Here is a 25642-nt window from a genome sequence, read left to right as displayed (position 1 = left end):
TAAAAATGAAAAACATTTTTAAAGTTGTTTTAGTTGCACTTGTTGCATTATTTTTAGGTGCTTGTTCTGATAACAATGACAAGTCAAAAACTCAGGAGAAGAAGGTTATTAAAATTGGAGCAACTCCAATTCCTCATGCAGAGATTTTACAAGAAGTGAAAAAAATCTTAGCAGAAGAAGGTTATACTCTAAAAATAGTTGAGTTTACAGATTATGTTACACCAAATATTGCAGTAGAAGAGGGTGAATTAGATGCAAACTTCTTCCAACATGTTCCTTATATGGAAGAGTTCAATAAAAATAAAAATACTCACTTAGTAGCAACTGCAAAAGTACACTTAGAACCAATGGGTGTATATTCTCACAAAATTAAATCTTTAGATGAAATTAAAGATGGTGATACTATTGCTGTGCCAAATGACCCTACAAATGAGAGTAGAGCACTTGATATTTTACAAAAAGAGGGATTATTAACTTTCAAAGATGTAGAACTAAAAACTGCAAAAGATATTTTAGATAATCCTAAAAATTTAAAAATTAAAGAGTTAGATGCTCCTCAATTACCAAGAGTTTTAGATGAAGTAACAGCAGCTGTTATTAATACTAACTATGCATTACTTGCAAAACTTAACCCATTAAAAGATGCATTGGCACTTGAGTCAAAAGACTCTCCATATGTAAATGTAATTGCTGTTAAAAAAGGCAATGAAAATAAACCATATATTAAAGCTTTAGATAAAGCGATTAACTCTGATGCAATCAAAAAATTTATTAGAACAAAATATAAAGGTGCTATTATAGAGGCATTCTAATTCTACTCATTAAAAAGAGGACTTTTGTTCTCTTTTTAGTATTTCTCAACACTTTTTCTTTACAATACCATTTCGTTTAGATATAATCTTATAAAATACAATAGGGAAAACAGTATTTATAATACTAAAATGAAACAATTGCAAGAATTTAAAATCACAGACGAAATAAAAAACTTAGACTTAACAAATATCAGAACAAATCTTTTTCATTATAACTTTGATAATAAATATTTAAAAAAACTTTATGATGATAATGGTAATTTAAGGCAAGAGTGTAAAGAAGATTTACAATATCATAGTTTTAAAGGTGAAATATTTGAAAATATCATATATGAACACTTACTTAGATATGTAAAAGATAAAGATGAAGTAAAGAGATTTATTTTAAAAGGTCCTCATCAAAATAAAAATAATATCTTTAAGAAAAATGGCTTATTAATTGATAAAGGTGGACAAGTTGTATATAAGTCTGTTTATAAAGATATAAGTGAATTTGATGCACTTTTTTTTACTAAAGACAGCTTATATTTTGTGGAAATGAGTAAATCAAAAAAAACTGCAAATTTAAATAAGAGATTATTTAAAAAATCTGCGTTACTTAAGATACTTTTCCCTAGTTTTAATATTAAAGCATTGATTGTTTTAACTGAAGGTTCTACAGGAATTAGTAGATTTCCTGATTATTGTACTATTTGGATAACTAAAGATTTTGATGATGATCAAATTTTAAAAGAACTAATTTTGAAAAAATATCCAAAGACTGATTTGATTTCATATAAAGATAAAAAGTATATTGAAGCAGTTAGTGTAAATTATAAAAAATTCTCATATTTTCAAACATTAGAATGGATTTTACAAAAGAGTAGATCACACAAAACTCATGCAGTTGATTTAAGTTTTTTTAAATCAAATAAACTATCTTTATATTTTGATGTTTTTACTAAATTATATATAGGTTTTATTTATACAAAAGATTTAAAACAATTAGTTCCTTCTTATACAGAAAAAGTTAAAGATAATAAAGTAATTGTATCAATAGAAAAAATAAATCAAAAAAAGTTTGAAATTGTTTATTATGCAAGACAATGTGACCATAAGTTAAAAAGAATTGCATTAACAAATAATAAAGTTACAGTAGAGACAAAAGATCCTGAAGGTTTTACAAATAAAGAGACAAAATTTATTGTTAAAATATTAAAACCTGAAGATAGACTTCTTATAAAAAATATTAATGCTATAACTAAAAAGCTAGAAGAAAAATATATAACATCAATGTAATCTAGTAGTAATATAAATTAGATTATAATACGCCAAAAATTTGGAGAATTTATGTTAATACTTGAAGCTTTTGGTGCAATTTTTTCTATACTTGGCGCATTTTTGATGTCTTTAAGTACAAAAGATAATCAACGACCTTTATACTTTGCGTTTATTAGTTTTTTGTGTGCAAATTTATCTTTATTAGCTTTCTTTTTATTTGAGGGAAAAGTTCCTATGCTGATTCAACTTTGTTTTTTTTATGCAGGAGCATTTTTAGGAATAATTAAAAAATCAAATTCACCAAAAAGAGATTTTAAAATAGTTACAGCAATATCTATTGTTTATTTTATAATATTATTAATGTCTTTATATTTTAAATCAATTTCATCAATTCATTTTGAAGTACTTTTTCTTGATAGTTCAGCAGCTTTTATGGCAATTATTGGAAACTTTTTACTTTCAAGTAGAAGTCATATAATAAGATCATATGCTTTTATTTTATTTTTCTTAGCAGATTTATTATATGTATTTGTTGGTTATTCAAATGGATTTTATTTCTTTATGGTTCAATCAGTTTTCTTTTTATTTACTTCTTTAAATGGATACAGAAATACAATGAAAGAAGAGATTAAAGAGTTTATATTAAGATTTAAATAAAGGTGGTTTATATCTAATATTTTTCTTTTTGCTACATAAAACTTGGTATTCAACTAGTTTTTCAAATGGTAATAAAAAATTATTTAGTTTAGACTCTTTTATATTTTCAATTTTATGTTTATTTAATAGTTCAAGAATTATCTTAGTAGATTCAATAGTAGATAAACAATATTCTTGTGGTTGAGTTTTAAATTGGAAATTTGATTTTTTCGATGAAATAAAACTAACTTTAGGAAGAGTATCAAGATTTTTACTTAATTTTAACATTCTTTTTGAGCAAGGCCAAGTAGAATCAATGATAAATAAAACTTGTTTTTTATTGCTTTTTATAGAAGTTTTATTTAATTCAATTGCATTTTTATGTGGATACAAAACAAAACATTCAAAATTTTTAATATAATTGTTTATTATATTATGGTTTGTAAAATCAATACCTACAAAAATCTCACTATTTTTAAGTTGTAAAGAAGTAAGCTTGCCTGTTCCATTTTTTGTTTTTCTATGCTCTTTAGGATGCATTAGTATTACAAATTTTGTATTTGTATTAAAACTATTGATATAACTACACATACATGAACTTTCTGGTCTGTTACATGTATAACAAAAATCTCTTTGATTTAAATAATCTTCCAAATATAATCCTTTGATGCAATTATAATATAAAAAAAATCAAAAAACTTATAATTACTATCATATTAATAACGATTATCAATATAATTTAAGTTTTGATTTGCTAGAATTGTAATAATTAATAAAAGGAGAGGATTATGAGCCGAAATGTTTTTTTAACAAGTGATGAATTTTGTGAATCTTTAACAATAAAAAAACTTTTACATAGTAATCATGATGTAAATTATCAGGATAAAGATGGTTGGTGTGTACTTTTTGAATCCATTGCTAATAATGAAAATATTGAAGCTTTAATCTCATTAGGTGCAAATATTAATATTAGAGATAAAAAGGGACGTAATGCTCTTTATTGGGCTATGTACCATAAAAATAGTATTGCAGTTAAAAAACTAATTAAACTAGGAATTAATTTATATGTAACTCCTACACTTTTTGCACTTCATTATGCTGTATATAATGATGATGTAAAAATGCTTAAGAGTTTAAAATCATCAGGTTTGGATATTAATTTTTTAGATAGTATAAATGCAACACCATTTATCTATTCTGTACTTTACAATAGAGTTCAGTGTTTTGATTATTTACTAAAAAATGGAGCAGATATTTATCAATCTGACATTTTAGGAAATAGTGCATACACTTTAGCAAAAGATTTAAAAATAGATAAAATATTAACAAGATTAGAACAATTAGAAACTAAATAACATAAACACTATATATAAATACATCTTTTATTGATATAATATTCAATAAAAGGAGTATTTATGGAAACTTATACAAAACAGACTTATATAAATACATCTTTGGATGAGATATTTAATTTTCATATTGATACTAAAAATTTAGTAAAAATTACACCACCAAACATAAGTGTTAAACTTCTTGATAAAGAGTTTGTGCCTAAAGAAGATAGTGTAATGAATTTAATAGTTACTAAAAACTTCATACCCTTAAAATGGAGTGTAAAAATTAAAAAATTACAATACCCAAATCTTCTTGTTGATGTTGCAGAAAAATCAGTATTCAAATTTTGGGAACATCAACATATTTTTGAACAAAGAGGAAATAGAATTTTGTTAAAAGATGTGGTAAGATATGAACTTCCATTTGGATTTTTAGGAAAATTATTTAACTTTTTTGTTTATAAAGATATCGATAATATGTTTAACTATAGACATAAAATTACAAAAAAAATATTAGAGGAGAAAGAATAATGAAATATTTAGTTGTTTTATTACTACTTATATCTAATTTAATAGGAGCAAATATGAAAGAAAGTATTTATGATTTTAATGTAAAGACAATTGATGGAAAAACAATAAGTATGAGTGAATATAAACATAAAGTGTTATTGATTGTAAACGTAGCAAGCAAATGTGGATTTACATCTCAATATGAAGGCTTAGAAAAACTTTATGAGAAATATAAAGATAAAGGCTTTGTAATACTTGGATTCCCTTGTAATCAGTTTATGAATCAAGAACCAGGAACAAATGAAGAAATAAAAGAGTTTTGTTCTTTAACATATCAAGTTAAGTTTCCTATGTTTTCAAAAATAGATGTAAATGGAGATGATACTGAACCTTTATATAAATACTTAAAAGAACAAGTTTCTGGTGTATTAGGAACAGAATTAATAAAATGGAATTTTACAAAATTTTTAGTAGATAAAAATGGAAAAGTAATTGAACGATTTTCTCCTTCAACAACACCAGAAAGTATTGAAAAAGATATAGAAAAATTACTTTAGGAGATAAATATCATGGATATTAGTTCTATGAGAGAAGAGTATGTAAATAATGGATTGAGAAGAAAAGACTTAGATGATAATGCTGTAAAACAGTTTGAAAAATGGTTTTCCCAAGCAATGCAAGCAAATCTTATTGAACCAAATGCAATGAGTTTAGCTACAGTTGGTGAAGATCTAATGCCTTCTATAAGAACAGTTCTTTTGAAATTTTTTGATGAGAGTGGCTTTGTCTTTTTTTCAAATTATGAGAGTCAAAAAGCAAAGCAAATAGATCAAAACGATAAAGTTGCCTTACACTTTGCATGGTTAGGATTGGAAAGGCAAGTGAAAATTGAAGGAAGAGCTTCAAAAATATCTTCTTCAAAATCATTAAAATACTTTTTATCAAGACCTAAAGGTAGTCAAATGGGTGCTTGGGTTTCACATCAAAGTGAGGTTATAAGCTCAAGAAGTGTATTAGAAGCAAAGTTTAATGAAATTAAAAATAAATTTGTAAAAGGTGAAATACCTTTTCCTTCATTTTGGGGTGGATACATAGTAAAACCAGAAAAAATTGAGTTTTGGCAAGGTGCAAAAAATAGATTACATGATAGATTTCAATACACTTTAATTGATAATAATTGGCAAATAGATAGATTAGCTCCTTAATTGAGCTAATCTATTAAAAAGTAAGGTTTTTAAAATCATCTTTTAGTAAGAATTTTGCTACTTCCATTGGTTTAGCAACTGAAACATTATGTATTAAATCGCTTTTTTTCATATTTTTATTTGGTAAAAATAAAGGACAAACTTTTACACTCGCACCTTTTTTAATAAGTGCTTGTAACATCATTTTAGGTGTTTTATTCATAGGCTTTAAAACTTCTCCTTTGAAGTTTTTAAGAGCTAAATTCCCACCATCAGAACAAAGTACAATATTAACAGCTTTTTTTTGTTTTAAACTCATCATTGATAGAACCATTGACATCATTTGTGTTTGAGAATCTTTTGATGTAACTAAAACATTTAACCCTTTTATATTTTCTGCATATAAATTGCTTCCTAAAATAAAAATAGCAATTACAGAGAAGAATAATTTCATAACTTTTCCTTATGTTAGTATTATAATAATATATTATAATTTTATAATACTTATATATAAGTTAATTTAATAATATTATTTACTTTTATGACCTTTTAAATTCTCTCTTTCAATTAATTTATCAAAGTGTTCACCACCAATATTATAGGCTTTACCAAATCCAAAAACAGCTTCACCATAAATAGGAGTTATTTCAAAAAGATTAAAATCAATCATTTTTCTTGTAACTTTTACTGTATCTTCATTTAATTTTTCAAATTTATCTAATATCTTTTCAAATTCATCTGAACCTCTTTTTATCACTATTGTTTTTCCTTGAAGAACAACTCTTTTTCTTGCAAAAATATTTTCACTACTTTGTTCATCTTCAATAAAAAATAACGATACTTTTGGATTATCTTTTAGATTTCTTGCATGCTTTGCCATATCACTTAAGTAAACATAGTATTTGTTATTATATTTTATAAATGGAGCATAACTACCAAAAGGATAATTATTTTCATCAAGAGTAGAAAGAACTGTACTTTTAAAACTATTTATAAATTCATTTAACATAAAATGCCTTTTTATTTTTATTATAACTATAAAAGATTAATAGCTTATATGAAATTTAAAGTAGGGTAGTTTTTAAGTTATTTTGTAGATTAGAAAAGATAAAGAGATAACTCTTTATTTATCTTCTTTTTCTTTTCTTTTTGCTTTCATTTTATTTAATGCAAGTCTTCTCATATCTGCTGTTGTATCAAGTTCATCCATGATCTCTAAGCCTAATAGTGTTTCAATACAATCTTCTAAAGTAACTAATCCTTCAGTTTGATCATAATTATCAAGAACAATAAACATATGTTCTTTTTTTTGTATAAATTTATTTAATGCTTTTCCTACTGGAATATTTTCATTTAGTGTAAACACTGAAGTCATAATATTTTCAATAGGCACATTTTTATCTTTAATTGCTTGCTTAAATAGTTTTTTAGTTAATACAACACCTATAATATTATCAATTGAGTCATCATAAACTGGAACTCTTGAAAATTTATAAGTTCTTTTATCTTCTAAAATATCTTTAATTAAAGTATCTTTTTGTACTGCATAAACAACAGAACGAGGTGTTAAAATATCTTTAATTTTTATAGCATTTAATGATAATGTATTTTCTATAATATCTGATTCTAAATCTCCAATTACTCCTTCTTCTTCACTCAGTAAAGTAGAGTGTATTAACTCTTCTCGTGAAAAGGAATCACAACTTGTAGAATTTTTTGAAATTTTTTTTGTAACAAATTGTGTAATTAATATAATAGGATATGTAATAAATACAAATATATTTATTAACCTCGCTGCAATTGGAGCTAACTCTTTCCAATAAACTGCACCAATAGTTTTTGGTATAATTTCTGCAAAAAACAGAATCATAAAAGTTAGAATAATTGAAATTAACATTACTAATTGACTATGTCCTTCAAACACATTTTGTGCTTGAACCCCAATTGCAGTTGCCCCAAGTGTGTTTGCAATTGTATTAATTATTAAAATTGAGGAAATAGAAACGTCAATATCTGATTTTAATTTTTTTAGTAATTTTCCTGTAGTTGGACTCTTCTCTTCCATTACTGAAATATATGAAATTGTAGTTGATAGAACTATTGATTCTAAAACAGAACATAAAAATGATGTACCAATTACAAGAAAAAATAGAAGGATTAATATTTCCATTTTTTGTTACCTGTAAATAAAATGCACCTCTGGGAACTATCTTCCAATAATTACTCCTTAAGAATTATAAAGTTGATATTTTGAATAAAATACACTGAATATTATCATAATTAAACTTTAAAAATTAAATATTTGACAAAAAATATAAAAATTTTATATAATTAGATAAGTGATTGAAGTACTCTAAAAAAGGAGGTTGTTATGGAATATGGTGTAATGCCTAAACTTGATGCTTATTCAGATGAACAAATGTATAAAGCACAAACAGTTCAACCTTTGAATGCTACTTCAGAAGTAATAGAGAATAAAAAGTCTACTAAAATTTCAACTGAAGAGTTTTCTAAGTTAGGCGAATCAAAAAATATAAAATCTGAAAAAAAAGATGTAAATACATCTGATTTTGTTGAGTTTACTCTTACGAATCTTAATTTTGGGTATAATCGTAACTCAAAAGATTTTTTTGTGAAAGTAAAAAGAGGTGACTCAGAATATCAATATCCAACAGAAGAAATGATGAAATTAAAAGCTTTTTTACTTAAAGCTGAACATGATCAAGCTATAAGTTAAAAGCTTAAAATTAATTATTTATCTGTTGTATTGAATTTTTGATCTACAATTACAGCACAAGCGGCATCGCCTGTAATATTCAATGCTGTTCTTGTCATATCAAATATTCTGTCAAGCGCAAATAATAAAGGTAATCCTTCTATTGGTATATTTGCAGCTAGCAATACAGCAACTACTAGGAAAGATGGACCAGGTACACCTGCTTGTCCAATTGCACCAATAGTTGCTGTTAATATAATTGCTCCATACTCAGCAAATCCTAAGTCTATATGAAATACTTGTGCAAAAAATATGGCAACAAGTCCATAATAAATTGCATTACCACTCATATTGATTGTTGCACCTAAAGGTAAAACAAAAGCTGATGTACTTTTTGAAACATTAAATTCATCTTCACATACTTCCATTGTAACAGGAAGAGTTCCCATTGATGAAGCAGTAGAAAGTGCAACAGTTTGTGGTTTTTTCATTGCACTAATAAATTTTCTAGGACTCAAAGAAGAGAATATTTTTACTAAACCTGGGAAGAACAAAAATCCAAAAATTAAAATAGCTACCATATAAACAACAACTAAATTTGTAATTAGTTTTAATACATCAAATCCAAATGTACCAATTGCATCTGCCATAAGTCCAAATACCCCAATTGGTGCAAATTTCATTACAATATTAATCATCCAAATAAAAGCTTCAACTAAAGCATTTAATCCATTTAATAATGGAGCAGCTTTTTCTTTTTCAAGTTTTGAAATAGCAATTCCTAGAAATAGACAGAAAAATAGAATTTGTAAGATATTTGCATCTGTTAATGATTGAAATACATTTGTTGGAATAATTCCTGTAATTGTTTCAAAAAAACCAGGTACTCCACCTTTATCAGCATACTCATTTGAAAACATATGTTTAACACTTGTTAAATCAACTCCAACACCTGGTTGAAAGTATTCTCCCATTGCCAATGCAAGTGCAACCGCAAAAGCAGAAGTTATCAAAAAAAATGCGAATGTAGATACACCAATTTTACCAGCAGAACTTGTTCCACCAATACTTGCTGCTCCACTTATAATTGAAATAGCGATTAATGGAACAACAAGCATTTTTATTAGATGAATAAAAATTGTTCCAAGTGGTGCAAACATAGAAGCTTGATCTTTCATAAGTAGACCAATAATAACCCCTATTATCATTGCAATAATTATTTGAACACCTATATTAGATAGAATGCTCTTTTTAGTTTGTGACATAATTATTTTCCTTTTTTATAATTGTAATTGTATTATATAAAGAATATTTTAGTAAAAACTTATATTATCAAAAAAAATTAAATTAAGTTATATATTTAAGTTAAAATGAAGTTATAGTAAAGTATTTAATACTTTACTATATTATTTATGTTCGTTTAATTCTTTTTCTAAATAGTAACCAGTATAAGATTTAGTTTTTTTGTGATTTTTCGCTAACTCTTCAGGTGTTCCTTGTGCAATTACTTTACCACCTTTATTTCCACCTTCAGGACCAATATCAATAATCCAATCAGAATTTTTAATAATATCAAGGTTATGTTCAATTACAAGTACAGAATTACCTATTTCTACTAAATGATGAAGTACTTTTGTAAGTCTATCAATATCTGCAAAATGAAGTCCTGTTGTTGGTTCATCTAAAATATAAAGAGTATTTCCTGTATCTTTTTTACTTAACTCTTTACTTAGCTTAATTCTTTGAGCTTCCCCACCACTTAATGTTACGGCATTTTGTCCTAAAGTTATATAACCAAGTCCAACATCGCTAAGAGTTTTTAATTTTGCATAAATTTTAGGAACTTTAGCAAAAAACTCTAAAGCTTCATCTACACTCATATTTAATACATCAGCAATATTTTTACCTCTATAAAGAATTTCAAGTGTTTGTTTATTATATCTTTGTCCATCACACTCATCACATTTAACCATGATATCTGGAAGAAAGTGCATTTCTATTTTTATTTCACCTTCACCTTGGCATTTTTCACATCTTCCACCTTTTACGTTAAATGAAAATCTTCCAACTTTATAACCTCTAAGACTTGCTTCTTTAGTTTTAGTAAAAAGTACTCTTATCTCATCCATTAATCCTGTATATGTTGCTGGATTACTTCTTGGTGTTCTTCCAATTGGACTTTGATCAAGATATATTACTTTATCTAGATTTTCAAGCCCAGTAATTTCTACTCCATCAACTTTTTTAACTCTTTTTGCATGATTTAGAAGTTCTTTTGCAACAGGTAATAATGTTTGTAAAATAAGTGAAGACTTACCACTTCCACTAACTCCTGTTATTGAAACAAGATTTTTCAAAGGAATTTGAACACTTAAGTTTTTAATATTATTTATATTAACATTTTTTATTCCTATAAAATCCTCTTGAGGTCTATTATAAATATAAGAAATTTGTTTTTTACCAGATACATATTGAGAAGTTAAAGTATTTGCTTTTAACATTTGTTTTATAGTTCCTGCAAATACAATTTCACCTCCATATTTCCCTGCATTAGGCCCAATATCTACAATATAATCTGCTTCTTTTATAGTCTCTTTATCATGTTCAACAACTATAACTGTATTTCCTTTTTCTTGTAAGGCTTTAAGTGTTTTTATAAGTTTAGCAGTATCTCTTTCATGTAAACCAATTGAAGGTTCATCTAATACATACATTACTCCTGTTAATCCAGAACCAATTTGACTTGCAACTCTGATTCTTTGAGCTTCACCTCCTGAGATAGTTCTGGCATCTCTTCCTAATGTAATGTATCCTAATCCCACATCATTTAAGAAAAATATTCTTTCTTTTATCTCTTTTAAAATCGGTGCAGCAATCATTTTTGACTGATCACTTAAATAATCGAAGTTTTTATTATCTTGGAAAAAAGCATGTGCATCTTCTATAGGAAGATTTATAATATTAGAAATTGTTTGATTTGCTACAAAAACACTTTGAGAAGAGGGCTTTAATCTATTACCATTACACGAATCACAAACTTTTTCAGTCATATATTCAGCCATGTCTTTTTCATCTTTTACCATATTGTAAGCAATTGTTACAATACCTTCCCATTTTCTTCTTAGTTTATGTCTTTTCCAAGTAAATACAGCTTCTTCAACTCCACCATGTAAAATTGCTTTTTGTTCATGTTCTTCTAATTCATTAAATGTTTTATTCATATCAATATTTGCAGCTTCACAAAATGCAGTTAGCATTTTAAAATAGTAGCCTTTATTAAAACCATATATGATTCTAATAGCACCATCTTTTAAACTTAAATCTTGATTGATAATTTTTTTCATATCTAAAGAGTATCTAATTCCTAATCCATCACAAGAAGGACAAGCACCTTTAGGAGAGTTAAATGAGAAACTTAGTGGTTCAAGAGGTTCAAAAGATATTTTACAATCAAAACATGCCATATGTTCTGAGTAATGAATGTGTTTTTCGCATCCAAGTTCTTTAAAGTTCAATATCTCAACTTCAAGCTCTCCAAAACTTTCTTTAAGTCCTTTTTCTACATCTTGTGCAATTCTATCTCTATTTTCTTCTCTTATTACAACTCTATCAATTACAACTTTTATTGTATGCATTTTATTTTTTTCGAGTTCAACTTCTTCATCAAGTCTTACCATTACACCATCAATAATAGCTCTTACATATCCTTTTGATCTAAGACTTTCAAAAAGATCTGCAAATGTACCTTTTTTTCTATTTATTAAAGGTGCAAGAATAATTGTTTTTGCTTCAGGTGGAAGATTTAAAACTTGTTCAATTACATCAGATGAACTCATTTGAGATATTGGTTGCCCACATTTATGACAGTGTTGTTTTCCAACTCTTGCATATAAAAGTCTTAAATAATCATAAACTTCAGTAATAGTACCAACTGTTGAACGTGGATTTTTAGATGTTGTTTTTTGGTCAATAGCAATAGCAGGAGTTAGTCCTTCTATTCTTTCAACATCAGGTTTTCCAACCTTATCTAAAAATTGTCTTGCATATGCAGATAATGATTCTATGTATCTTCTTTGACCTTCTGCATAAAGAGTATCAAATGCTAAAGTAGATTTACCAGAACCTGATAATCCAGTGAAAACAATTAGTTTATTTTTTGGAATTTCTAAATTAATATTTTTTAAATTATTTTCTTTTGCATTATATATTTTTATTGAATCTTTCATTATTATTGACCTATGTTTCTAAATTTTAAAAACCCTTATTATACCAAAGAAAGATGAAACTACATATAGGAAATATGTAAGTTAAAGAATTTAACTTTCAGTTAAAATAAAAGTAAAACAGATTAAAAAAATGTTTTACTTACCATTAGTATCAATACAGAAGTATTTAATAAGAGTATATATTTTTTATATGAAGTTGCTTTTATTATAGTTTTTAATTTTATTCCAAAATATACACCTATTAAAGAACAAACACCTACTATAAGTCCTTGAGAAAATAACATTTTCCCATGTAAACTTAACGAAATAAATCCTGATATAGAAGAGAAAACAACAAAAAATAGTCCTAATGAAGTGGCTTTTTTTAGGCTATAGTTCATAAAACCTACTAATATGGGAGTAAGAATAACTGAACCACCAATACCAATACTCATTGAAATTAATCCAATTATAAATCCTATTAATATTAATAAGAATTTATTTTGTTTTTTTACTTCTTTTACTGGCTCTGCTGGAGAAAAAAAGATTCTAAGAATTGATAATATAATTATTAAAACAAAGAGATATTGTAAGGTAATATTTGAAAAATTAGAGATAACAACTCCATTAAAAGAACCTCCAATTATTCCACCAATACCTATAAATATACCATCCTTTAGCATTTCAAAACTTTTTCTTACATTTAAAAAAGTTCCAAAAATAGAGCTAAATACCATCTGCATAACAGAAATTGCAATTGCTTCTTTCATTTGAAAATTTAAAACTACAAGTAAAGGAACAAGAATTGTTCCTCCTCCAACACCAAAAAAACCGGATGCAAATCCTGTGAATATTCCTAGAAGTGATAGCTCTATCATTGTTTGATTGAGTTCATTGCTTTTATAAATCTTTGATATATATCTTCAAGTTCTTTATCTTCACTTGTAAGGTCAATCCCATCATATGATTTAATAGCATTTTCTAGTACGGCAACTCTTTTTAATAAGTAATCAAACATCTCTTTATTAATATCAGGCAAGTCATTATGTGATAATTTACATTTTTGGTCATCTCTTTTTATTACTTTAGCTGGAACTCCAACTGCTGTTGAGTTTTTTGGTACATCACAAATAACAACAGAGTTTGCTCCAATTCTTGAATTTTTACCTACAGTAATATTGCCTAGAACTTTTGCTCCACTTCCAATTACACAATTTGATTTAATTGTAGGGTGACGTTTTCCTTTATTTAGTGACACTCCACCTAAAGTTACCCCTTGATAGATTAATACATCATTTTCAATTATTGCAGTTTCTCCAATTACTACACCAATTGCATGATCAATAAATACTCTTCTTCCTATTGTACATCCTGGGTGAATATCTGTTTTTGTAAGAAATGTTGAAATCCCACTAATTATTCTAGATAGTCTTTTAAAACCTTTTTTTCTTAAGGTATTTGCAATTCTATAGTTTATAATTGCCCATACTCCAGGATAATTAAAAAATAGTTCTAAAGTTGAGTTTAAAGCAGGGTCATTCTGTTTTGGAACAGAAAAATCCTCTTTTAATAATTGCCAAAGGGATAACTCTTCTTTATTTTTTTCTGTCATATTAACTCCAAGTTGTTTTTAAATATGAATTATCATTTAAATATTTTTCTAATATTAAATATATATCTTTATTTACTTTACTATTCAAAATTGATTTAATTTCATTTATATCATAATCAATATCATCTAAAATATCGATAATTTTTTGAGACTCAACTATTTGCTCAAGTTTTACATCTTCACCTTCAAAAGTAACATTTACTTCTGTTGGATGAGAAAATAGATTGTGTTTCATTCCTAATACATCTTGATATGCTCCAACTTGAAAAAATCCAATAAAGTACTCTTCTTCATCTAAATTTACATCATGTAAATATAGAGGTTTTTTAGGATTAAATTCCATTTCTCCATCACTATCACATGTTATATCCCAAATTGCCGCACTTCTTGTAGGGTTTTTGTCAAGATGTGTAATTGGCATAATTGGAAATTCTTGATTAATTCCCCAAAAATCTGGAAGTGATTGGAATATTGAAAAGTTTAAAAGATACTTTTCTTGAATTTTGTTATCAATTCTTTTTAACTCATCATAATCATCTATTTCTAAAAATGAAATCGCTTTTTTTATTATTAGGTTTGTTAAAATTTCAGCATTTGATCTATCTTCTAAATCAATATACCCTAAATCAAAAAGCTTTAGTAAAGACTCTAAGTGATCAATACTATCATGCATATATTCTAATGCATTTTTCTTTTTCATATCTTGAAATAGTTCATTTAGTTCTTCAATTAATGGAGGATTTAAATCTTTTAGTCTTAGATGTCCTGCTTCATATTCTGCTGAAAATAGTTCCAATACAGGAGCAATTAATACAGCACTAGATGCAGAGATAAATCTTCCAGATTCTGTAAAAATATTTGGCTCTTCAACATTTTTTTGTTTAGCAATATTTTTAAGAGTAAAAACAACATCACTAGCAAATTCTTGTAGTGAGTAGTTTATAGTTCTTTTATATTGTGAGTATTCAACTCCTAATCCACCACCAATATTAATTGAACTAAGATTTTTTGCTCCTAGATTTTTTAACTCTGCATATATATGTCCAGACTCTTTTAAAGCATTTTTTAATGGCTTTATTGTATTCATAGATGAACCAATATGAAAATGAATCATTGTTAAGCAATCATAAAGATTGTTTTTTTCTAAAACTTCATAAGCTTCTAAAATTTCAGTTGAACTTAATCCAAATTTAGAATCAATTCCCCCTGATTTTGCCCATGCACCACTTCCACTATTAAATAGTCTTACTCTTAAACCAATATTTGGACAAGGTAGTTTTGTCTCTTTTTCTACTTCAACTATTGTTTCAAGTTCATTTAAACCTTCAATAATCAATGTTATATTATGACCCATTTGTTTTGCAATAAAACCTAAATGAATCATCTCTTTATCTTTAAATCCATTTACTGTAATTGGAGCTTTTTTATTATAAGTCATTGCAATTATAAGTTCTGCTTTACTTCCTGCTTCTAATCCATAATTAAATTTTTCACCAGCTTCAATTAAGGGGTGTACAAAAGATGGAAACTGATTTACTTTTAATGGGAAAACTGCATTGAAATTTCCATGATAATCATTTTCTTTTATTGCAGCATTATAAGTATTATAAAGTCTAGTTATTTGTTTTTCTATAAGATGAGGAAATCTAAATAACAGTGGTCCTTTGTAGTTTTGAATTCTTAACTCTTTTACAAGTGAAAGTAATGATGGTTTACTTTTATAATTTAATTTTAATAAACCATTTTCAATAATAAAATTATTATTACTCCATAAATCTATACCAAAATTATTCAATATTATAGTTCCTCTACTTTAACTTTTTTCTCTTCTTTTGTTTTAATATTTTTCATATATACTGTATTTGTTTTTAGTTCATCTTCACCAATTAAAATCACAATATTTGCATTGTTCTTTTCAGCTAATGTAAAGTGTTTTCCAAATCCTCTTGATGAGTACTCAACAAATGTTTTATTTGTTTTTCTTTTTAAATTTGCCACTTTTACTACTTGATTTAAAGCCTGCTCATTTAATGCACCTACATAATAAATATCTTCTTGTTCTTCTTTCATTTTTACTAGTTCAAGAAGTCTTTCTATTCCAATTGCAAATCCTATTCCAGGAGTTTCTCTTCCTCCTAAAAACTCAATAAGTCTATCATATCTTCCTCCACCTGCAATTGCACTTTGAGCACCAATCTCATCACTTACAAATTCAAATGCAGTTTTAGAGTAATAATCTAATCCTCTTACTAAATTAGTATTGATTTCATATTCAATTTCATTAAAATCTAAAATCTCTTTTAGTTTTTCAAAATCAGTATTACAAGAAGAACATAAATTATCAGTAATTTTAGGAGCATCTTTTAATAAATTTTGACACTTTTCTACTTTGCAGTCTAATACTCTAATTGGATTAGTTTCTATTCTTTTATTACAATCTTCACAAAGCTCATCTTTGAAACTATTTAGGTGTTTAATAAGTTTTTCTTTATAAGGAGGCATACACTCTTTACATCCTAATGAGTTTAATTGAATCTTATGACCAATTTTAAAGAAATCTAAAATCTCTTTTAACATCATTATAATATTTGCATCTTCGTAAACAGAACTAATACCAAAAACTTCTACTCCAAATTGGTGAAATTCTCTTAATCTACCTTTTTGAGGTTTTTCATATCTAAACATAGGTCCATAATAGAACCATTTTTTAACTCCACCAGCTCTATCAAGTTTATTTTGAATAAAACTTCTTACAACACCTGCTGTTCCTTCAGGTCTTAGGCAAACGTCATTTTCACCTTTATCTATAAATTGGTACATCTCTTTATTTACAATATCTGAACTCTCACCAACACTTCTTTTAAATAAAGATGTTTTTTCTAAAATAGGTGTTTCTATATATTCAAATCCATAATTTTTTACAATTTTTGCAGCATTTTCACAGAAGTATGTAAATAATTTACTCTGTTCATTTGTAAGGTCATTCATACCTCTTAAACTCTGTATAACATTTTCTTTACTCATTTAAAAAATCCTCTATATCTTTTGAAATCTCTTCGATACTTAAACTAGCATCTATAAATATATAATTTAAATTTAATTTTTTTATTGTTTCTTCCATTCTATTTTGAATATCAAGTAAATAATCAATTCCTCTTGCTTCAATAGAATCATGTTCTTTTTGTGATAATCTATTTGTTAACTCTTCTTTTGATAATTTAAGTAAAATAACATGACTTGGAAGTATATTTTGAGTTGATATTAAATTCAAATCAATAACTTTATCTAAAGGTAAAGTCTTTGCATAGGCAATACCTGAAATCATTGATCTATCTGAAATAACAACTTTATTTTTATTTTTTATTACTACTTCTTGCATATGTTCAGCTCTATCTGCTAAGAATAAAAACATTTCAGCAAGTTTACTTTTTGCTTCACCGCTTAAAACCATTTGTCTTAATTTTGAACCAATTTGAGTTCCTCCTGGTTCTTTTGTAAAGACAGCATCTTTAAATTTATCAGCTAAAATTTCTAATTGAGTAGATTTCCCAGCTGTATCTATTCCTTCTATTACTATATACATTCTAAAACTTCTTTTGGTACGAGATGAGAAAAACTTCCATTAAATCTAATTAATTCTCTTACAATTGTAGAACTAACAAAAGCATTCTGTAATGTGGGCATTAAATAAAGTGTTTCTAAATTTTTATTTATAGAGGAGTTAGCATAGCCCATTTGTAATTCATATTCAAAATCACTTACTGCTCTTAATCCTCTTATTATCGTATTTATTTTTAATTGAGATGCTAAATCAACTAAAAGTGTATCAAATCCTATAACTTTTACTTTTGTTAAATTTTTTGTAGCTTCTTGTGCAAATTTAACTCTTTGTTCATGAGAAAACATAGGACTTTTAGTCTCACTTTTAGCAATTGCAATTATAACTTCATCAAAAATAAATGATGCTCTTCTTATGATGTCCATATGGCCATTTGTTATTGGATCAAAAGTCCCACTATAGATAGCTTTTTTATAAGAGCCGTTATTTGTATGTGTGTTATTCTCCATAATCTATTCCCATCTTTTATATAAATTATTTTCAATACCTAATAAATCAAACCATTTACCAATTAGAAAATTTTCCATATCTTCAAGTGTTTGTTGTTTTGAATAGTAACCAAGACTTGGTGGTGCAATTGTTATACCAAGTTTTGATAGTTTTAGCATATTTTCTAAAATTATTGGATTATAAGGCATCTCCCTTGGAGCTAAAATAATATCTTTTTTTTGTTTTAACATAACAGTAAAAGCTCTTGTAATTAAAGTATCAGAAATTCCAACCGCACATTTTGCAAGAGTATTCATAGAACATGGCAAAATAATCATCTTATCTATACCAAATGAACCTGAAGCAATTGATGCTGAAATATCATTGTCTTTAAATATTGTTATATTTTCTCTTTTTTCAAAATAGTTTCTAATTGAGATGTTTTCTTCAAGTTGTAGTGCTAGTTTTGCACTATTTGAAACTACCAAATAAAGATCAATATCTTTTGGAAGTTTATCAATAAATTTTAAAGTTAAACTTGAGCCACTTGCTCCTGTTATTGCAACAACTAATTTCAATACAAATCCTTTAACAAGGTTTAAATAAACAAAATAAATATTAGCCAAAAAATGCTTTATAGCAAATCAAATAAAAACAAATCAAAAGAGCTTTTAAAGTGTACTTATTTTCAATTTTCAAATTGTATAACAAATACTTGTATAAGACAAAAAGAGTAAATATTGAAAAAAAGGATGCTAATAAGAAAAAATTAAGAATATATTTATCAAATTTGTATTAACATTTCGTATAAATATAATAATTAAAACTTAAACAATATGTTTATATAAAAATATAAATATAATACTTAATGTAAAAGGAATCTTTATGTCTAAAATTTTTAGTTTTATTCGAGTTAATAAAAATAATGAGTCGTATACCCAACAACAAAGTAAGATTTTGCAGGAGTATATAAAGAAGAAAAATATAAAGATTTTTCAAAGTATTGAGATAGAAATTAATACTCCACATGAAGAAAAAAATATGTTAGATTTTTTGAAAAGTTGTCAAAGTAAAACTACTCTTTTAGTTGCAGATTTAAATGTATTTGGAAGAACAACTGAAACAATTTTAGAGATAGTTAAATTTTTGCTAAGTAATAAAATAAGAATAATAGTAATAAGACAAAACTTAGATTTAATTGATGACAATGATATGTTAACACAGATGATTTTAGGTGTAATTTCAATGACTTTAAAATTAGAAAAAGAGTTAATGAGTATAAGAACAAAAGAAGCATTAACTGCAAAAAAATTAGAAGGTGCTCATCTTGGAAAACCAAAAGGCACAATTCAAAAATCAAAATTTGATGCTCAACGGGAAAAGATTGAAGAGTTATTAGGGGTTGGTTTATCAGTACGAAAAATAGCAAAACTTTTAGGTTATAGTAATCATATTGGATTAAACAATTATGTTAAAAAAAGAAATATAAGAGAGAATATAAAAAACACACTTGATATAGCAAGTTAAATTATTTATTTTTACTTTAAATTAATTATTGTACAATAATCATCAATTAAACAAATATTGGAGTTATTGTGAAAGTATTATTAATAAAAGATGTAAAAAGCTTAGGTAAAGCTGGTGAAGTTAAAGAAGTAAAAGATGGTTATGGTAAAAACTTCTTAATTGGAAAAGGACTGGCTTTACATGCTACTAATGATGTACTAAAAAAATATGAAGCTCAGAAAAAAAGAGAAAAAGAAATTGAAGCTGAAGAGATTGCTCAAGCAAAAACTTTAGCAGAAAAACTTAATGCTACAAAATTAACAATCAAACATAAACTAGGTGCTAATGGACATTTAATTGGTTCTGTTACAAATAAAGAGATCAGTGATGCTTTAGAAAAAGATTTTAATATAACAATTGATAAAAAGAATATTACTGTTGATAAAAAGATTAAAGCTCCTGGAATTTACGAAATTGATTGTAAATTAGGTCATGCAGTTCATGCAAATTTAAAAATTGATATTATTGGAGAGTAGTAAGAATGTTTGAAGCTACTACAATACTTGCATATAAAAGTGAGAAAGAAGCTGTAATTGGCGGAGATGGACAGGTTACATTTGGTAATTCAGTATTAAAAGGTAATGCAACAAAAATTAGAACATTATATAATGGCCAAATTTTAGCAGGCTTTGCAGGAAGTACTGCTGATGCATTTAATCTATTTGATATGTTTGAAGAACATCTTGAAACAACAAAAGGTGATTTATTAAAAGCAGTAATTGCTTTTTCTAAAGCATGGAGAAAAGATAAAGTTTTAAGAAGACTTGAAGCAATGATGATTGTTTTAAATAAAAAACATATCTTTATATTAAGTGGAAATGGTGATGTTGTTGAACCAGAAGATGGACAAATCGCTTCAATAGGAAGTGGCGGAAATTTTGCAATATCTGCAGCTCGTGCACTTGCAAAACACTCTGATTTGCAAGCAGAAGATTTAGTAAAAGAGTCATTAATGATTGCAGGTGACTTATGTATATATACAAATCAAAATATAAAAATTTTAAAAATAGAGGACTAATATGGATTTAACTCCTAAACAAATTGTTAAATATTTAGACGATTATATTATCGGTCAAGATGATGCTAAAAAGACAATTGCATTAGCACTTCGAAATAGATTTAGAAGAATGCAAGTAGAACCAGTTTTACAAGAAGAGATTATGCCAAAAAATATTTTGATGATTGGTAGTACTGGTGTTGGTAAAACAGAAATTGCTAGAAGACTTGCAAAAATGATGGGACTTCCTTTTGTAAAAGTTGAAGCTAGTAAATATACAGAAGTTGGTTTTGTTGGTAGAGATGTAGAATCAATGATTAGAGATTTGGTTTATGAATCAATAAATCTTGTAACTAAAGAGTTTGAAGAAAAAATAGTTGATAAAATTGATGAAGAAGTAAATAAACAAATAATTGAAAAACTTGTTCCACCACTTCCAGAAAGTGCAAGTGAGAGTGCAAAAGAGTCATTTATTAAAACATATAATAAAATGGAAGATAAACTTTTAAGTGGACAATTAGATGATAAAAAAATTGAAATTGAACTTCCTAAAAAAACACACGTTGAAATTATTGATTCTTCAATGCCAATGGATATGACTTCAATGCAAGAAAGTTTATCTAAAATGCTTGGTGGATTAAACAAAGAAAAAGTAAAAAAAGAAGTGTCAATTAAAGATGCAAAAATTTTATTAAAAGATGTTGCAAGTGAAAAATTATTAGATCAAGAAGCTATAAAAATTGAAGCTATAAAAAGAACTGAAAATGGTGGAATTATTTTTCTTGATGAAATTGATAAAATTGCAACAGGTTCTAAAACACAAAATCAAGATCCTTCAAAAGAGGGTGTTCAAAGAGATTTACTTCCAATAGTTGAAGGAAGTAGTGTTCAAACAAAATTTGGTCAAGTAAAAACAGACCATATTTTATTTATTGCTGCTGGTGCATTTCATGTTAGTAAACCAAGTGATTTACTTCCTGAATTACAAGGAAGATTCCCTTTAAGAGTTGAGTTAGATTCTTTAGATGAAGAGGCATTATATAAAATTCTTACAAATACTAAAAATTCACTTCTAAGACAATATAAAGCATTATTGGAAGTAGAAGGTGTCACTTTAGAGTTTAAAGATGAAGCAATTAAAGCATTTGCTAAATATTCAGTAACGGCAAATGAAAAGACTGAAGATATTGGTGCAAGAAGATTACATACTGTAATTGAAAAAGTAATTGAAGATATTAGTTTTACTGCAGATGAGAAAAAAGGTGAAACTATTGTAATAGATGAATCTTTAGTTAATGAAAAACTTGAAGATATTGTTGAAAATGAAGATACTGCAAGATATATTTTGTAGTTTTTTAATTTTTAATTCGCTAAAATAATTTACATAAGACAAACAAGGGGTGTAGTTATGAATATAGTAACTTTTTGTAATATTGATGAATCATTAATTGATAATAAACACAAAGTAGAACATTTTGATAGTTCTGTTTCTGAAAAAGCAGATATTGCTATTTTAGATATTAATTCAATTTTTGATTTTGAAGAAAACAAACATGAAGTTTGTAAAGAAAAATTTGTTTCAATAGCAGTAATTGATGATGACAGTGATTATGATGCTTTTAAAAACTTTGGAATTGATGCTTGGATTCAAGGTGAGGATATTCAAGATATCAATGGAATTATAAATCTAGTAGAAAAAAGGTTTTTATCATAATTATTGATACACACTGTCATCTAGATAATGAACAATATTACGAAGATATTGATGCTGTAATAAAAAAAGCTTTAGATTCAAATGTAAAAGGTTTTTTAATACCTGGTGCAGATCCTAAAGATTTACCAAGAGCTGTAAAATTAGCTGAAAAGTATGATGAAGTATATTTTGCAGTTGGTGTTCATCCTTATGATGCAAGAGCATATGATATTGAAATTATGAAAAAGTATGTAACTCACCCAAAATGTATCGCAATAGGTGAATGTGGATTAGATTATTTTAGATTACCAGAAGATGAAAAAGAAAAAGAAGAAGAACTTGCAATTCAAAAAGATATATTTATTAAACAAATTGAATTTGCAAAAGAGGTGAAAAAACCTTTAATTGTGCATGTAAGAAATGCTTCTAATGATTCAAAAAAGATATTGTTAGATTATAATGCAGGTGATGTTGGTGGTGTTTTACACTGTTTTAATGCAGATGAACAACTATTAACTCTTGCAAAACACAATTTTTACTTTGGAATTGGAGGAGTGTTGACTTTCAAAAATGCAAGAAAGTTAATACAAGTTTTTCCTAAAATCCCAAAAGAAAAAATTATTATAGAAACAGATGGACCATATCTTACTCCTCATCCTCATAGAGGTAAAAGAAATGAACCTTTTTATACAACATTAGTAGCAAGTAAAATATCTGAACTACTTGAAATTAGTGTTGAAGAAGTAGAAGAATTTACTACAAAAAATGCTAAAACCTTATTTAAGGAGTTCTCTAATATAAATTAGATAAAATAAGCGTTATTTTATGAATTAGGAAATTATTTGTTAAGATTAGGCTTATTTTTATTTATATTAGTTAATTATACATTTGCATCATTAATTGGTGCTAATTACAATCAAAGAGATTTACAAATATTAGAAGATTTAGATATTAAATCTTCTTTTATTACTGATTATAAACTTCAAAAAACATATGAAAATTTATTAAGAAAGCATAACCAGAAGCACTATGTACAGAAGTTGAGTGATGCTTCACTGTTTGTTCCTAAAATAAAAAAGATATTAAGAGATGAAAAAGTTCCCTCAGTATTTTTATATATGGCAATGGCAGAATCGGATTTTACAATTGATGCAAAATCAAATGTAAAAGCTATGGGAATTTGGCAATTTATGTATGGAACGGGGAAACATTATGATTTAGATATAAATTTGTATGTTGATGAAAGAATGGATTTAGTTAAATCCACTAAAGCAGCTGCAACATATTTAAAACATTTACATAAAAGATTTGGTAAGTGGTACTTAGCAGCACTTGCATATAATTGTGGTGAGGGTAGAGTAATTGAAGGTATTACAAGAGCTACAATTGATAAGTATATTCAAGAACATCCAAAAAAGAAACATAGTAAAATAATTCAAGAATATAGACAAATAATTTATGCATATCAACGAGGAAAAGAGCCATTTTATAAACTAAGAAGAGTTTATAATCAAGTTAAAAAATGGGGTATTTCTTTAGATATTGATGAGATGTTAGAAGTTCAAAATAAAGTTAGAAGACAATATATTCCAAATGAAAGTAGAATGTATATAAGAAAGATTATTGCACTTGGTATGATGAATAATCAAAGTTTTATTACTGAGCATAATAATGCACATCTTTTAAATATTGGAGCTACTTCATCAGTTGCTACAATTAGTGTAAAGGGTGGTTTACATTTAAAATCTATTGCAAATGCTGTGGGACTTAATTATAATGAATTAAAAAATTTAAATAAACATTTAAAACTTCAAATTGTTCCTCCTTATGCAAAACATTATGATATTTATATCCCTTACAGTAGACTTGCTAGATATCAAGCAAATAAGGATTTGATTAAAGATAGTAGATATTTAGTTTATGTTGTGAAAAGAGGTGATTCTTTACTTAGAATTGGTCATAAATATAATGTTTCATATAAGATTATAAAAGATTTTAATAAGTTGCATTCAAATCTTTTGTCTTTAAAACAAAAGTTAATTATTCCAATTACTACAACTAGTAAATCATCAGTTAATTTAAAACTTTCTAAAAACAAAAAAGTTTTAAGAAGAAAACTTATTTATAAAGTTAGAAATGGTGATACATTATATTCAATTGCTAAAAAATATAAGATTACGTTAAAAAAACTTATAGCAGACAATAAATTGGAATCTAATTTTATAAATATTGGAGATAAAATTGTTATCAAAAAATAGTTTAAATAATTTCTTTATTAGTAGTTCTATTTGTGTAAGTGCTACACTTTTGTTTACTGGATGTTTTTCCTCATATTCTAATGGTGGATATTATGGTGGATCTTCGGGAAGTTATTCATCTGGGTATAAAAAAATACCTAAACAAAAAATGAGAAATTCAAAAGCTATGCACAGAGCAACAATGCGTCCATATGAAATTGCTGGTAAATGGTATTATCCTACTGTTGCAAAAGTTAATGATACTCAAAGAGGAATAGCCTCTTGGTATGGACCAAATTTTCACGCAAGAAAAACTTCAAATGGCGAAATTTACAATATGTATGCAATGACAGCTGCACATAAGACATTGCCAATGAATACAATGGTAAGAGTAGATAATTTAGAGAATAATCGTTCAGTTGTAGTTAGAATTAATGATAGAGGACCATTTGTAAGTGGAAGAATAATTGATCTATCTAATAAAGCTGCAAGAGCTATTGACATGGTCAAAAGAGGAACAGCAAAAGTTAAACTTACAGTTCTTGGATTTCATGGTAAAATTGCAAAATCAGAATCTGAGAAAAAAGAGGTTATGTCTGTTGGCAGATATTATGTTCAAGTTGGTGCATTTAGAAGATATGAAGGTGCTAAAATAACTCAAAGAAAATTTGAAAATATTATTGGAAATAACTATAATGTTATTATTAAAAAAGGATTCTTTGATAATAAACCAATAAATAGAGTTTGGGTAAGTGGTTTTAGAAGTGAAGCTGAAGCAAATGACTTTAAACAAAAATTAGGAATCAAAGGTGCAATGATTATTGCACATTAA

Annotated in this window: 29 protein-coding genes; 16 read left to right on the top strand and 13 right to left on the bottom strand. The window is 26.5% G+C overall.

Annotation, left to right across the window (positions count from 1 at the left end):
- Positions 1–5 precede the first annotated feature (5 nt).
- The 3 genes from CRU93_RS05840 to CRU93_RS05830 all read left to right on the top strand — a co-directional run bounded on the left by CRU93_RS05840 (position 6) and on the right by CRU93_RS05830 (position 2729).
- On the top strand, positions 6–812 hold the full coding sequence (locus CRU93_RS05840) for a MetQ/NlpA family ABC transporter substrate-binding protein (RefSeq protein ID WP_164967624.1): 807 nt from the start codon (positions 6–8) through the stop codon (positions 810–812).
- A 129-nt stretch (positions 813–941) separates the two neighbouring features.
- The gene (locus CRU93_RS05835; protein WP_129103249.1) at positions 942–2090 is read left to right on the top strand and encodes a hypothetical protein; all 1149 of its coding nucleotides are present in this window, start codon (positions 942–944) and stop codon (positions 2088–2090) included.
- A 51-nt stretch (positions 2091–2141) separates the two neighbouring features.
- The gene (locus CRU93_RS05830; protein WP_129103248.1) at positions 2142–2729 is read left to right on the top strand and encodes a hypothetical protein; all 588 of its coding nucleotides are present in this window, start codon (positions 2142–2144) and stop codon (positions 2727–2729) included.
- On the opposite strand, the gene CRU93_RS05825 is transcribed toward CRU93_RS05830, so the two are convergent.
- Positions 2715–3362, bottom strand: a complete 648-nt coding sequence (locus CRU93_RS05825; protein ID WP_258238847.1) for a tRNA-uridine aminocarboxypropyltransferase — start codon at positions 3360–3362, stop codon at positions 2715–2717. The genes CRU93_RS05830 and CRU93_RS05825 overlap by 15 nt on opposite strands.
- 134 nt (positions 3363–3496) lie before the next feature.
- Here CRU93_RS05825 and CRU93_RS05820 point away from each other — a divergent pair, with 134 nt between their 5' ends.
- From CRU93_RS05820 to pdxH, 4 genes are read left to right on the top strand one after another with little or no spacing between them, the layout of a single operon-like run.
- Complete coding sequence (locus tag CRU93_RS05820; RefSeq protein ID WP_129103247.1) at positions 3497–4063, top strand: ankyrin repeat domain-containing protein; 567 nt, start codon at positions 3497–3499, stop codon at positions 4061–4063.
- A gap of 60 nt (positions 4064–4123) precedes the next feature.
- Positions 4124–4573 carry an SRPBCC family protein gene (locus CRU93_RS05815; RefSeq protein ID WP_129103246.1) on the top strand — a complete coding sequence of 150 codons (450 nt, stop codon included), beginning with the start codon at positions 4124–4126 and terminating at the stop codon, positions 4571–4573.
- Between the two features lie 53 nt (positions 4574–4626).
- Positions 4627–5109, top strand: a complete 483-nt coding sequence (locus tag CRU93_RS05810; RefSeq protein ID WP_164967627.1) for a glutathione peroxidase — start codon at positions 4627–4629, stop codon at positions 5107–5109.
- A gap of 12 nt (positions 5110–5121) precedes the next feature.
- A complete protein-coding gene (gene pdxH / locus CRU93_RS05805) occupies positions 5122–5757 on the top strand; it encodes a pyridoxamine 5'-phosphate oxidase (RefSeq protein ID WP_129103244.1) in 636 nt (211 codons plus the stop codon).
- A 13-nt stretch (positions 5758–5770) separates the two neighbouring features.
- Here pdxH and CRU93_RS05800 read toward each other — a convergent pair whose 3' ends face one another.
- From CRU93_RS05800 to CRU93_RS05790, 3 genes are all read right to left on the bottom strand, one after another.
- Positions 5771–6190 carry a DsrE family protein gene (locus CRU93_RS05800; RefSeq protein ID WP_129103243.1) on the bottom strand — a complete coding sequence of 140 codons (420 nt, stop codon included), beginning with the start codon at positions 6188–6190 and terminating at the stop codon, positions 5771–5773.
- A 75-nt stretch (positions 6191–6265) separates the two neighbouring features.
- A complete protein-coding gene (locus CRU93_RS05795; RefSeq protein ID WP_129103242.1) occupies positions 6266–6745 on the bottom strand; it encodes a HugZ family protein in 480 nt (159 codons plus the stop codon).
- A gap of 114 nt (positions 6746–6859) precedes the next feature.
- Positions 6860–7906: a CNNM domain-containing protein gene (locus CRU93_RS05790; protein WP_129103241.1), complete on the bottom strand. Its 1047-nt coding sequence runs from the start codon at positions 7904–7906 to the stop codon at positions 6860–6862.
- A 201-nt stretch (positions 7907–8107) separates the two neighbouring features.
- On the opposite strand from CRU93_RS05790, the gene CRU93_RS05785 reads away from it, so the two are divergent.
- Positions 8108–8473 (top strand): hypothetical protein, encoded by a 366-nt coding sequence (locus tag CRU93_RS05785; protein WP_129103240.1) that lies wholly within the window; start codon positions 8108–8110, stop codon positions 8471–8473.
- Positions 8474–8487: 14 nt separating this feature from the next.
- On the opposite strand, the gene CRU93_RS05780 is transcribed toward CRU93_RS05785, so the two are convergent.
- The 9 genes from CRU93_RS05780 to CRU93_RS05740 form a co-directional block, all read right to left on the bottom strand.
- Positions 8488–9717 (bottom strand): dicarboxylate/amino acid:cation symporter, encoded by a 1230-nt coding sequence (locus CRU93_RS05780; RefSeq protein ID WP_129103239.1) that lies wholly within the window; start codon positions 9715–9717, stop codon positions 8488–8490.
- A 141-nt stretch (positions 9718–9858) separates the two neighbouring features.
- The gene (gene uvrA / locus CRU93_RS05775; RefSeq protein WP_129103238.1) at positions 9859–12678 is read right to left on the bottom strand and encodes an excinuclease ABC subunit UvrA; all 2820 of its coding nucleotides are present in this window, start codon (positions 12676–12678) and stop codon (positions 9859–9861) included.
- 122 nt (positions 12679–12800) lie between these two features.
- Positions 12801–13535 carry a sulfite exporter TauE/SafE family protein gene (locus CRU93_RS05770; RefSeq protein ID WP_129103237.1) on the bottom strand — a complete coding sequence of 245 codons (735 nt, stop codon included), beginning with the start codon at positions 13533–13535 and terminating at the stop codon, positions 12801–12803.
- Positions 13532–14269 (bottom strand): serine O-acetyltransferase, encoded by a 738-nt coding sequence (cysE, locus tag CRU93_RS05765; protein WP_129103236.1) that lies wholly within the window; start codon positions 14267–14269, stop codon positions 13532–13534. The genes CRU93_RS05770 and cysE overlap by 4 nt, the downstream gene beginning before the upstream one ends.
- A gap of 1 nt (position 14270) precedes the next feature.
- On the bottom strand, positions 14271–16064 hold the full coding sequence (speA, locus tag CRU93_RS05760; protein WP_258238846.1) for a biosynthetic arginine decarboxylase: 1794 nt from the start codon (positions 16062–16064) through the stop codon (positions 14271–14273).
- A gap of 2 nt (positions 16065–16066) precedes the next feature.
- Positions 16067–17293: a histidine--tRNA ligase gene (gene hisS / locus CRU93_RS05755; RefSeq protein WP_129103234.1), complete on the bottom strand. Its 1227-nt coding sequence runs from the start codon at positions 17291–17293 to the stop codon at positions 16067–16069.
- The gene (gene tmk, locus CRU93_RS05750; RefSeq protein ID WP_129103233.1) at positions 17286–17852 is read right to left on the bottom strand and encodes a dTMP kinase; all 567 of its coding nucleotides are present in this window, start codon (positions 17850–17852) and stop codon (positions 17286–17288) included. The genes hisS and tmk overlap by 8 nt, the downstream gene beginning before the upstream one ends.
- Entirely contained in the window at positions 17843–18337 is a 495-nt protein-coding gene (gene coaD, locus CRU93_RS05745; RefSeq protein ID WP_129103232.1) for a pantetheine-phosphate adenylyltransferase, read from the bottom strand. Before coaD ends, tmk begins: the two co-directional genes overlap by 10 nt.
- Positions 18338–18340: 3 nt before the next feature.
- The gene (locus CRU93_RS05740; RefSeq protein ID WP_129103231.1) at positions 18341–18895 is read right to left on the bottom strand and encodes a UbiX family flavin prenyltransferase; all 555 of its coding nucleotides are present in this window, start codon (positions 18893–18895) and stop codon (positions 18341–18343) included.
- Between the two features lie 307 nt (positions 18896–19202).
- Between CRU93_RS05740 and CRU93_RS05735 the strand changes: the two genes are divergently transcribed.
- The 8 genes from CRU93_RS05735 to CRU93_RS05700 all read left to right on the top strand — a co-directional run bounded on the left by CRU93_RS05735 (position 19203) and on the right by CRU93_RS05700 (position 25642).
- A complete protein-coding gene (locus CRU93_RS05735) occupies positions 19203–19844 on the top strand; it encodes a recombinase family protein (RefSeq protein WP_129103230.1) in 642 nt (213 codons plus the stop codon).
- Between the two features lie 68 nt (positions 19845–19912).
- Complete coding sequence (gene rplI, locus CRU93_RS05730; protein WP_129103229.1) at positions 19913–20359, top strand: 50S ribosomal protein L9; 447 nt, start codon at positions 19913–19915, stop codon at positions 20357–20359.
- Between the two features lie 5 nt (positions 20360–20364).
- Complete coding sequence (hslV, locus tag CRU93_RS05725; RefSeq protein WP_129103228.1) at positions 20365–20901, top strand: ATP-dependent protease subunit HslV; 537 nt, start codon at positions 20365–20367, stop codon at positions 20899–20901.
- A 1-nt stretch (position 20902) separates the two neighbouring features.
- Complete coding sequence (gene hslU / locus CRU93_RS05720) at positions 20903–22231, top strand: ATP-dependent protease ATPase subunit HslU (RefSeq protein ID WP_129103227.1); 1329 nt, start codon at positions 20903–20905, stop codon at positions 22229–22231.
- 57 nt (positions 22232–22288) lie between these two features.
- Positions 22289–22594, top strand: a complete 306-nt coding sequence (locus CRU93_RS05715) for a hypothetical protein (RefSeq protein WP_129103226.1) — start codon at positions 22289–22291, stop codon at positions 22592–22594.
- Positions 22588–23379, top strand: coding sequence for a TatD family hydrolase (locus CRU93_RS05710; RefSeq protein ID WP_309109277.1), 792 nt, complete (start codon positions 22588–22590; stop codon positions 23377–23379). Before CRU93_RS05715 ends, CRU93_RS05710 begins: the two co-directional genes overlap by 7 nt.
- A gap of 36 nt (positions 23380–23415) precedes the next feature.
- Complete coding sequence (locus CRU93_RS05705; RefSeq protein WP_129103224.1) at positions 23416–24831, top strand: lytic transglycosylase domain-containing protein; 1416 nt, start codon at positions 23416–23418, stop codon at positions 24829–24831.
- Entirely contained in the window at positions 24815–25642 is an 828-nt protein-coding gene (locus CRU93_RS05700; protein WP_258238845.1) for a septal ring lytic transglycosylase RlpA family protein, read from the top strand. Before CRU93_RS05705 ends, CRU93_RS05700 begins: the two co-directional genes overlap by 17 nt.

This window comes from Arcobacter sp. CECT 8985 (assembly GCF_004116495.1).
GTDB lineage: Bacteria > Campylobacterota > Campylobacteria > Campylobacterales > Arcobacteraceae > Malaciobacter.
The sequence above is the reverse complement of the archived record's forward strand: the minus strand, read 5'-3'. Positions and strand labels throughout refer to the sequence as shown.

What these genes read in the sequence shown, in the direction of transcription:
- cysE (WP_129103236.1), bottom strand. Translation starts at nt 14,269, where the DNA reads ATGACAGAAAAAAATAAAGAAGAGTTATCCCTTTGGCAATTATTAAAA.
- CRU93_RS05800 (WP_129103243.1), bottom strand. Translation starts at nt 6,190, where the DNA reads ATGAAATTATTCTTCTCTGTAATTGCTATTTTTATTTTAGGAAGCAAT.
- coaD (WP_129103232.1), bottom strand. Translation starts at nt 18,337, where the DNA reads ATGGAGAATAACACACATACAAATAACGGCTCTTATAAAAAAGCTATC.
- uvrA (WP_129103238.1), bottom strand. Translation starts at nt 12,678, where the DNA reads ATGAAAGATTCAATAAAAATATATAATGCAAAAGAAAATAATTTAAAA.
- CRU93_RS05715 (WP_129103226.1), top strand. Translation starts at nt 22,289, where the DNA reads ATGAATATAGTAACTTTTTGTAATATTGATGAATCATTAATTGATAAT.
- CRU93_RS05790 (WP_129103241.1), bottom strand. Translation starts at nt 7,906, where the DNA reads ATGGAAATATTAATCCTTCTATTTTTTCTTGTAATTGGTACATCATTT.
- pdxH (WP_129103244.1), top strand. Translation starts at nt 5,122, where the DNA reads ATGGATATTAGTTCTATGAGAGAAGAGTATGTAAATAATGGATTGAGA.
- hslU (WP_129103227.1), top strand. Translation starts at nt 20,903, where the DNA reads ATGGATTTAACTCCTAAACAAATTGTTAAATATTTAGACGATTATATT.
- CRU93_RS05815 (WP_129103246.1), top strand. Translation starts at nt 4,124, where the DNA reads ATGGAAACTTATACAAAACAGACTTATATAAATACATCTTTGGATGAG.
- CRU93_RS05840 (WP_164967624.1), top strand. Translation starts at nt 6, where the DNA reads ATGAAAAACATTTTTAAAGTTGTTTTAGTTGCACTTGTTGCATTATTT.
- hisS (WP_129103234.1), bottom strand. Translation starts at nt 17,293, where the DNA reads ATGAGTAAAGAAAATGTTATACAGAGTTTAAGAGGTATGAATGACCTT.
- CRU93_RS05780 (WP_129103239.1), bottom strand. Translation starts at nt 9,717, where the DNA reads ATGTCACAAACTAAAAAGAGCATTCTATCTAATATAGGTGTTCAAATA.
- CRU93_RS05770 (WP_129103237.1), bottom strand. Translation starts at nt 13,535, where the DNA reads ATGATAGAGCTATCACTTCTAGGAATATTCACAGGATTTGCATCCGGT.
- hslV (WP_129103228.1), top strand. Translation starts at nt 20,365, where the DNA reads ATGTTTGAAGCTACTACAATACTTGCATATAAAAGTGAGAAAGAAGCT.
- CRU93_RS05830 (WP_129103248.1), top strand. Translation starts at nt 2,142, where the DNA reads ATGTTAATACTTGAAGCTTTTGGTGCAATTTTTTCTATACTTGGCGCA.
- CRU93_RS05785 (WP_129103240.1), top strand. Translation starts at nt 8,108, where the DNA reads ATGGAATATGGTGTAATGCCTAAACTTGATGCTTATTCAGATGAACAA.
- tmk (WP_129103233.1), bottom strand. Translation starts at nt 17,852, where the DNA reads ATGTATATAGTAATAGAAGGAATAGATACAGCTGGGAAATCTACTCAA.
- CRU93_RS05835 (WP_129103249.1), top strand. Translation starts at nt 942, where the DNA reads ATGAAACAATTGCAAGAATTTAAAATCACAGACGAAATAAAAAACTTA.
- CRU93_RS05820 (WP_129103247.1), top strand. Translation starts at nt 3,497, where the DNA reads ATGAGCCGAAATGTTTTTTTAACAAGTGATGAATTTTGTGAATCTTTA.
- CRU93_RS05735 (WP_129103230.1), top strand. Translation starts at nt 19,203, where the DNA reads ATGTCTAAAATTTTTAGTTTTATTCGAGTTAATAAAAATAATGAGTCG.
- CRU93_RS05810 (WP_164967627.1), top strand. Translation starts at nt 4,627, where the DNA reads ATGAAAGAAAGTATTTATGATTTTAATGTAAAGACAATTGATGGAAAA.
- CRU93_RS05795 (WP_129103242.1), bottom strand. Translation starts at nt 6,745, where the DNA reads ATGTTAAATGAATTTATAAATAGTTTTAAAAGTACAGTTCTTTCTACT.